Annotated in this window: 2 protein-coding genes; one reads left to right on the forward strand and one right to left on the reverse strand. The window is 46.7% G+C overall.

Annotated features, from left to right (window positions below; genetic code table 11):
- Positions 1-25: 25 nt before the first annotated feature.
- Complete coding sequence (locus GW12_RS02290) at positions 26-2728, reverse strand: DUF2339 domain-containing protein (RefSeq protein ID WP_034582876.1); 2703 nt, start codon at positions 2726-2728, stop codon at positions 26-28.
- Between the two features lie 161 nt (positions 2729-2889).
- Between GW12_RS02290 and polA the strand changes: the two genes are divergently transcribed.
- On the forward strand, positions 2890-5646 hold the full coding sequence (gene polA / locus GW12_RS02295) for a DNA polymerase I (RefSeq protein WP_034582878.1): 2757 nt from the start codon (positions 2890-2892) through the stop codon (positions 5644-5646).
- Positions 5647-5900: the final 254 nt, after the last annotated feature.

Below are 5900 nucleotides of genomic sequence, written 5' to 3' on the forward strand. Positions count from 1 at the left end.
CTATGCCCACAGGGAGAGGGAGTTTTCAAGCTTTCTTCTCTCCCTCAGGCATCGGTGCCACATAAGCAATCAGTAACATCACCCCACCCGCCAGCAAGAACGATAATACCCGCGTCAACGTTCCAATATGAGACAGATCAAACAGCACCAATTTCAGGGTTACGATCACCAGAATACTGCCACCTAAAATCCACATCGGTTTCAGGGATTTCAATGTGGCAATCCACATCGTCGCGAAAGCCAAGAGTACCCACAAAATGGTCAGACTCAGCTGAACTGTGGCATTGTTCCATACCTCTAGGCTATTCAACGGCGTGCCCAGATAAACATGCAGCGCACGCAGTACGATATAGCTGGAGAGCCAGAGTAGGCTTAGCACCATCAGTACAGCCATCATGCCTTTGTCTCGTCCTGCCCGGATTTGCTGCAGCAACATCCAGATAAAACCAACCAGCATGGCAATACTGACCAGATCAAATGGATTCAGAATCGGCAGTAGATAAAACTCAAAAGCTTGCTGACTTAACAGCTGTGAACACAGCAACCAGCCAGCCATCAAGATCAAGGTACTGTTGCTTTGCCACAGCATTGGCCAGGCAGAATCAATAGATTGACGATAGGACCAGAAACATAGCCCGAGCGGTAAAATCACCATACTGATATACGGCATACTTGGAATCAGGCATAGGCTTGCCAAAGCCAGACTGCCTAAAGCGCCTAGACTTACCCATTCTTTAGAAAGTTGTAATCCAACGGATGGTCGCAACCATTGCCAGGCCAGTAATAAAGTTGAGATTCCAAAGATCAGACGAGCTAATAAGCTATCCCAAACCAGTATGGCATTCTGACTATGGTCAATCGCGATAACTACACCCGCAAAAACCAATGGAGTTAAACCACACCATTTCGGAACCAGCCAGCTCCAGTCCTGATTTTTTCTCAGGATGATTTCATTTAAAGCCGCATAGATCAGTATGACTGTTGCCAGACTATAAATATGTGCATCAGGTAAATGAAACTCATCTTCAAGCAAGGCAAACAGTGTTAGGCTGGCAGAAAAACTCAGCAGACTCAGAAATCCAATACTCAGCCTATCCAGCTGTTGTATATATTTGTCTTTTAGCTGACTGACCAAAATCACAGCTAAATAACAGCCGCTGAGTGTCCAGAAGATATGTCGTGGCGTTGGATTGAGCTCAACCAGATAATACAGACTGCTCAGCCCGGCCATGATCATCAGCCCCATACTCAGGTACTGGCCAACCTTTAGATTCTTTTCCAAAGCCCAGCAATAGATCAGCACACCTTCAATCGCCCAACCAATTACACTCCATTCACCTTTCAACAGAATCGGTGGAATCAGCGCCATAAAAATCAGCATCAGACTGAGATAGCTATTGGCAGTGATATTTAAAGTGTGACTACGGCGTGACCAGAACCAGCAGCCAGCAAAAACCACGGCATAAATCAGGCTGAGTCCTGCCTGCCAGCTGCGATCATCAAAATGGATCAGGTACAAAAAGATATATGCCGTAATCGGTGCGGCAAAAATCAGGGCAATATCCAGAATCGGTTTCAGCTGAAATTTGCTCAGCTCTTCTTTGGCAAGCAACTGACTAAAGCGAAAACCCAACCAGATAAATACTGCGCTATGTGCCAGAATCAAACCGGTCATGCTGTATCGTTCAGAGGTATAGCCATGAATCAATGCATAGCTTCCCCCAATAATCGCTGTGACCAGAAAGGCAATCTGATTGAGAATCTTCCAGGGTTTTAGACTAGTCAGCATCGCCACACCAATATTGATCACCAGATAGTAAGCTACCAGCTCTACAGCCGTGGCATTGCGTACCGGCAAGGTAAACGGGGCAATGTAAGCGATCAGTACCGCCATCACTGTCAACTCAAAGCTGTTCTGCTTAAAGCTGAGATATAGCGTCACTGCCATAATCAGCACAAACAAAATTGAAGCCAGCAACAAGCTCGGAATGACCAGATTGTAATAAGCAAAGAATAGCGTCAGGAACAGCGCCCCTAACCCTAGTCCTTCCAGCGCCAAAGCAAAACTGCGGTTTTTCTCAATCAGCCTGTAGCCCAGCCCGGTGACTGCCACACTCGCTAGGGCAATCAGTCCCAGCTTCATCGCTAGACTCAATTGCCAGTGCTCGGTGGCAAAACGTAATAACAGAATGATGCCGATGACCAGGATACCAATGGCTACTTTCAGCACCGGATTGCCCTGGAAAATCCAGCGCTGAATCTGTTCAATTAAACTGGATGAAGCAGGTTCTGTTTGGGATGGCTGCTGAAATGCTGGAAGTGGAGTATTGTGAGATTCAATCGGTTGTGAGGATGATGAAAACTTGATTCGATGCTGTAACTGTTGCATTGAAAGTTCGAGGCGTTGCAGCCAGCGCAACAGGAAAAAAATCCAGGCCGTGACACCCAGTCCCATCAGCCATTTCAGGTCACTTGCCCCACCAACGATGGCGATCAGTGAAGAAATATACAGTGGGACTTTGGAATAACTCGGTACGGACAATTGATGTTGAGCCGCCGTATCTTCAAGTGGCTGCTGCACAGCATTTACGTATTGCATCACGCTAATTAAAAAACCCAGCCCACAGAGATAGCTAATAATTTCATAATCCAGATACCAGGCACTCAACGCTACAATTACCAAGCTGATGAGCCACATCATGCGCAATTCATTTTGCCCTGTTGTCATTCTTATCCGTTCCAGTCCCAAACATCTCCATCATACAACAAGCCACTGCAACTTATTTCATCTTCAGACATTATTCGCTAAGCTGTTGCCACGGACTTGCTCTGCGGGCACGGGAAAAATCACGTACAATAACCCCAATATTTGAATAAGGAATTGAATACATGCCACCATTTGTCTTGGTCGATGGCTCTTACTTTTTGTTTCGTGCCTTTCACGCGCTGCCACCGTTAACCACGTCAACCGGTTTACACACCAATGCAATCCGTGGTGCAATTTCTGCCATTCAAAAATTGATGCGCCGTACCCAGCCGACCCATATGGCGGTGATTTTCGATACCCCAGAACCGACTTTCCGTCATGAGCTGTCACCGATCTATAAAGGTGACCGTCCAAGCATGCCAAGTGAACTGTCTGAACAGATTCCATATTTACATGCCCTGATCAAAGCCTTGGGTATCCCACTCCATGCCCTGCCGGGTGCTGAAGCCGATGATATTATCGGAACCTTGGCGAAACGTGCTGAAGCCCTAGGTCATCAGGTACTGATCTCAACTGGTGATAAAGACATGGCGCAGCTGGTCACTGAAAAAGTCACTCTGGAAGACAGCTTTAAAGAACGCCCAATGGATATCAATGGCGTATTTGAAAAATTCGGCGTATGGCCAAACCAGATCGTGGATTACCTGACCCTGATGGGTGATGCTTCTGACGGTATCATGGGTGTACCGGGCATTGGTGCCAAAACTGCGGCGAAACTACTAAATGAATATGGTTCAATCGGTGGCATTCTGGAAAATGTCGACAAGATCAAAGGCAAGGTTGGCCAAAATATTAAAGACAATACCGACGGGATCGCACTGGATCATCAGCTGGCGAGTATTGTCATCGACCTTGATTTGAGCTTTGGTTATGATGACCTGAAACTGGGCGAACCAAATGTCGAAGCTTTGCGCGTGCTGTATACTGAACTGGAATTCCGGAACCAGCTGCAATCACTAGATCATCCGAATAATCCGAATAATGCCAAATATAAACAAGCGGCTCAATCTATTGCTGCTAAACCAGAGCCAATTGCCACTGAAGACCAGGCCGATTTAACCAGCGGTGATGACCAGCTTGGACAGGCAACCTATCACACAGTATTAAGCCAGGCCGATTGGGATGCCCTGTTTAGCCGCTTAAGCACTGTCAAACGTTTTGCTTTTGATACTGAAACTACCAGTCTGGACTATCGTGTCGCACAGATCGTTGGTTTCTCAGTGGCTTTTGATGCTCAAGATGCTTATTACATACCACTCGCACATGACTATGCCGGTGCCCCTGAACAACTGAATCGTGAAACCATTCTGGCGCAGATCAAGCCAATTCTGGAAGACGACAACATTCAGAAAATCGGCCATCACCTGAAATATGATGCGCATGTGCTGGAAAATCACGGTATCCAGTTGGCGGGCTGGTATTTCGATACCATGCTGGCCTCTTATGTACTGAACTCTGTCGCAACCCGTCATGGTATGGATGATGTTGCACGTTTGTACTTAAGTCATCTAACTACAACTTTTGAACAGGTTGCGGGTAAAGGTGCCAAGCAGAAGACCTTTAATCAGATCGATATCGAGACCGCTGCACACTATGCTGCAGAAGATGCGCATGTGACCTATCGTCTATACGAAGTGCTGCATGAAAAACTCAAAGTTCATCCAGAATTACTCAATCTCCTTTTAAATATTGAAATGCCGGTGGCACGTGTGCTGACCAGCATGGAAGAAAACGGTATTCAACTGGATCTAGCTTTCCTGGATCAGTTGGGCTGTGACTTCGCCGAAACCATGAAAAATCTGGAACAGCAGATTGAAGAAATGGCCGGTGAATCTTTCAATGTCAGCTCACCGAAACAGGTCGGTGAAATCCTGTTTGAAAAACTCGGCCTCAAAGGCGGTAAGAAAACTTCAACGGGGCAGTACAGTACCAGTGAAAGCATTCTGGAAAAACTAGAACATCCAATTGCTGAGCTGATCCTGAATTACCGTGGTCTGTCCAAGCTCAAAAGCACCTATACTGATGGACTGTGCAAACAGGCCAATAATGACACTCATCGTGTGCATACTAGCTATCATCAGGCTCTGACTGCAACAGGTCGCCTATCTTCCACCGATCCAAACCTACAAAACATTCCAGTACGTGAAGAAATTGGCCGTCAGATCCGTAAAGCCTTTATCGCGCCTGAAGGTCGTATTCTGTTAGCAGCCGACTATTCACAAATCGAACTGCGTCTAATGGCACATTTCTCTCAGGATGATGCCTTGGTGGATGCCTTTATGCATGGTCAGGACGTGCATCGTCGTACGGCTGCTGAAGTACTGGGTGTGCCTTTGGAACAAGTGACTAACGACCAGCGTCGCCAGGCAAAGGCGGTGAACTTCGGTCTGCTCTATGGCATGTCTGAATTCGGTCTGATCCGTCAGCTCGGCTTTACCCGTCAGGAATCACAGGAATATATCAAGCAGTATTTCCATCGCTATCCCGGTATTTATGAATATATGCAACGTACCCGTCAGGTGGCATTGGAACAGGGCTTTGTTGAAACCATTCTCGGCCGTCGTCTGTATACCCCAGACATCGATGCCCGTAACATGATGGTACGTAAAGCGGCTGAACGTGCTGCGATCAACGCGCCCCTACAAGGTTCTGCGGCCGACATCATCAAAATGGCAATGGTTGAAGTCGACAAGATGCTACCGAAAGACCAGGCCAAAATGTTACTGCAAGTACACGATGAATTGGTTTTTGAAGTCGATGAAGCGATTGCCGATGAACTGGCACCGAAACTGGCAGAAGTGATGCAATCAGTCGTACAGATTTCTGTACCGCTGGTGGTGGAAGTGGGCAAAGGTAAGAATTGGGATGAGGCTCACTAAGGAGTTCCCTCTCCTTTTAGGAGAGGTTAACTCTTAATTAAAGAAAGTTTTTAATTTCTCTCACCCTCAGCCCTCTCCCCAGGGGAGAGGGAGTAAAGACCAATATTATTTTAAAAGTATTTCCTCTGCTTGTAGGAGATGAGAAGCACTGCTTCACAAGGGAGTGGCAAATTTTCAATTCCATCCAACCTCCCTTTGTCAAAGGAAGGAGCAATAAAAAAGGACGCTTTTGCGCATTGCTGTCCCACAATTTT

This window comes from Acinetobacter sp. HR7 (assembly GCF_000773685.1).
GTDB classification, from domain to species: domain Bacteria; phylum Pseudomonadota; class Gammaproteobacteria; order Pseudomonadales; family Moraxellaceae; genus Acinetobacter; species Acinetobacter thermotolerans.

Excerpts from the sequence above, each read along its gene's own strand:
- GW12_RS02290 (WP_034582876.1), bottom strand. The coding sequence starts at position 2,728 with ATGACAACAGGGCAAAATGAATTGCGCATGATGTGGCTCATCAGCTTG.
- polA (WP_034582878.1), top strand. The coding sequence starts at position 2,890 with ATGCCACCATTTGTCTTGGTCGATGGCTCTTACTTTTTGTTTCGTGCC.